General features: G+C 72.3%; 2 protein-coding genes and 1 pseudogene. All 3 read left to right on the top strand.

Translation table 11 applies throughout. The features are described from left to right. Positions 1-132 (top strand): annotated as a pseudogene (locus H180DRAFT_RS30705) (sensor histidine kinase); the annotation flags it as partial. A gap of 238 nt (positions 133-370) precedes the next feature. After that, positions 371-1,618 (top strand): PP2C family protein-serine/threonine phosphatase, encoded by a 1,248-nt coding sequence (locus H180DRAFT_RS28360; RefSeq protein ID WP_055489022.1) that lies wholly within the window; start codon positions 371-373, stop codon positions 1,616-1,618. A 398-nt stretch (positions 1,619-2,016) separates the two neighbouring features. Further along, positions 2,017-2,838 (top strand): sensor domain-containing protein (locus tag H180DRAFT_RS28355; RefSeq protein WP_175437847.1); only part of this gene is annotated, 822 nt, incomplete at its 3' end.

Below are 2,838 nucleotides of genomic sequence, written 5' to 3'. Positions count from 1 at the left end.
GGCCTCACCGAACGCCTCACCGCCGTCGACGGACTCCTCGTCATCAACTCCCCCACCGGCGGCCCCACCACCATCACCGCCGAACTCCCCTGGCGCGAGGAGGGCCGAGGCGTCCCCTCCGGATCACCTTGAGCGCGCCGGGCGAGACTGCCGTGATCACGTGAGCGCGGGCCGCCCCCGCTCGCCGGGGCCCGTACCGGCCCTGTACGAGCAGCGACGCGCAGTGACCGCGGCGGCGGTGCTGCGGCGGTGCTGCGTCACTGCGGCTGCCGGTCACCCGACCGGCCCATGCGGGTGAGCTGCCGGGGCGCTCGTGGGCGACCATCGTGTCAGCGGCTGCAGCTGCGCAGGCGGGAAGGTGGGCTCTGCTGTGGACAAGCCCCGGAACAACGGCGACAGGGTCGCGGTGGACCTCTCGGAGGGCTTCGGCGAGCGGCTGCTGGGGCAGCTGCTGGACCGTGCCCACGAAATGCCGCCGCAGCTCATCGCTCCGCTGGTGGCAGAGGAGATCTCCAGGGTCGGCGGCCGGGACGTCTCGATCCATCTCCAGGACTACGAGCAGCGCACGCTGGTGCCTCTCCCGGGCAGCGGGCTCACGGTCGGGGAGCCGGTGGCCGTCGACGGCTCCCTCCCGGGGAAGGCGTTTTTGAGCCGGCGAGCGCAGCGGGAGCAGCGGGCCGACGGGACACGGATGTATCTGCCGCTGCTGGACGGCAGCGAGGAAGTCGGCATCCTCTCCCTCACCCTGGACACCGTCGGGCCCGAGGACCTGCGGCTCCTCCGGCGGCTGGCCGGCCTGGTCGCGGACATGATCGTCACCAAGAACAGCTATACGGACCAGTTCTTCCAGACCCGGCGCAAGGGCCGGCCGATGAGCATGGCCGCGGAGATCCAGTACGAGCTGCTTCCCCCGCTGTCCATGACGACCCCGCAGGTCGCCGTCGCCGGCGCTCTGGAGCCGACGTACAGCGTCGCCGGGGACAGCCTGGACTACGCCCTCAACGACGACATCCTCCACATGGCCATCATCGACGCGATGGGGCACGGGTTGAACGCCACCATGCTGGCGACCCTCGCCATGGGCGCCTACCGGCATGCACGGCGTGCGGATGCCGATCTGGCGGACCTGTACACGATCATGGACGCCGCCATGGATGCGGAGTTCGGGCCCGAGCAGTTCGTGACCGGCCAGATGATGCGTCTGAACATCACGACCGGGAATCTGGAATGGGTCAACGCGGGGCACCCCGCACCCATGCTCGTCCGGGATCACCGGGTGACCCGGAGACTGGAGAGCCCTCCCGCGCTGCCGATCGGCTTCGGTGGGTCCAGCCCGCAGGTCTCCTCCCTGCAACTCGCCCGGGGGGACCGGGTGATCGCCTTCACCGACGGCCTCGTCGAGGAACACAAGATCAGCGGTGAGCAGTTCGGGGAGAGACGGCTCATCGACACCATCGAGCGGGTCTCGCCGCTGACCACCGGGGTCAACCAGCTGGTGCGCAGGCTGACCCTCGATCTGGAGCGCGGTCGCGGCGGAGTCACCAGTGACGACGCCACGCTCCTCATCGTCGAGTGGACCGGCGGCTCGGCCGACCACCTCGCCGCCCCCGATCTCTAGGCGTCTGCGAAGGCCCTGCCCGGTCGGGAACCTTCTGGATTTCCCCGGCCCGGTGTCTGCTGTGCCGCGAGCAGGTCGTGCCCGCGGGAGACGCGCGGCTGTTCGGCCGTCGACCCCTGGCTCCCGGCCATTCTCCGGAGCGGACCTCACCCAGGGGTGGGGTAAACCCCCGCGGCGGGACGCGTGCTCACGCCATGGCCGCGGCGCCCCCGGCAGCGGATTCTGTGAGGCAGGCTCACGCGGGCCGCGCGCCCGGGCGAGGCCGGAGGGAGAGATCCCGAAGCCCGACCGGGCGGGCGGCACTCGCCGGGCCCTCGACCCGGGCTCGCCGCCCGCCCGGCCGCATCACGCCGGGCGCGCGGCACTCGCCCACACCCCCGGAAGGACGGGCAGACCCCATGGCCACCGCCACCGACATCGCGCGGCCCCGCACCCGTGGGCTGCCCGGTGTGCTGCGCGCACCTTTCGAAGGCCGCACCTGGCTGGAGCTTCTGCACGTGGTCACGGGCATGCCCCTCGCATGCGCGTACTTCGTCTACGCGGTCACGACGCTCTCGGCGGGCGCCGGCCTGCTGATCACCTTCCTCGGCGTGCCCCTCCTCGCCGTGTGCCTGCTGGGCTGCCGCGCCGTCGGCCGCCTGGAGCGGGCGCGCGCGAGGGCGCTGCTGCGTGTGGAGGTCGCCGAGCCCGAGCCCGTACGGACGCTCCAGCGGCGCCGCGGGCCGATGCCGTGGGTGGGGGCGGTGCTGCGCAGCGGCGTCTCCTGGCGCCATCTGCTCTACACGGTGCTGCACTTCCCGTGGGCGCTGTTCTCCTTCGTCGTCTCCGTCGTCCTCTGGTCCGTCAGCGTGGGGCTGATGCTGTATCCCGCGTGGCAGTGGGTCTTCCCGCGCCATCTGGGTCAGCCCGGGATGCAGGTGGGGCCCGACGGGGTGACGGCCGACGGCACCACGCAGATCGGCGGAACGTACCTGGAGAGCCCGCCCGAGCTCGCGGCGACCGCCGTGGCCGGGCTGGCGCTGCTGCTGGTGACGCCGGCGGTCGTGCGGGGCCTGACCAGGGTCGACCGTGTGATGGTGCTCGGGCTGCTCGGGCCGTCCTCGCTCGCGACGCGCGTGCGGGAATTGGAGTCGGATCGTGGTTCGGTGGCCGACACCGCCGCCGCCGACCTGCGCCGCATCGAACGCGACCTCCACGACGGCGCACAGGCCCGCCTCGTC

The sequence above is a fragment of the Streptomyces sp. WMMB 322 genome (assembly GCF_900090145.1).
In the GTDB taxonomy this organism is placed as follows: domain Bacteria; phylum Actinomycetota; class Actinomycetes; order Streptomycetales; family Streptomycetaceae; genus Streptomyces.
This window is presented reverse-complemented; position numbering and strand designations above follow the sequence as displayed.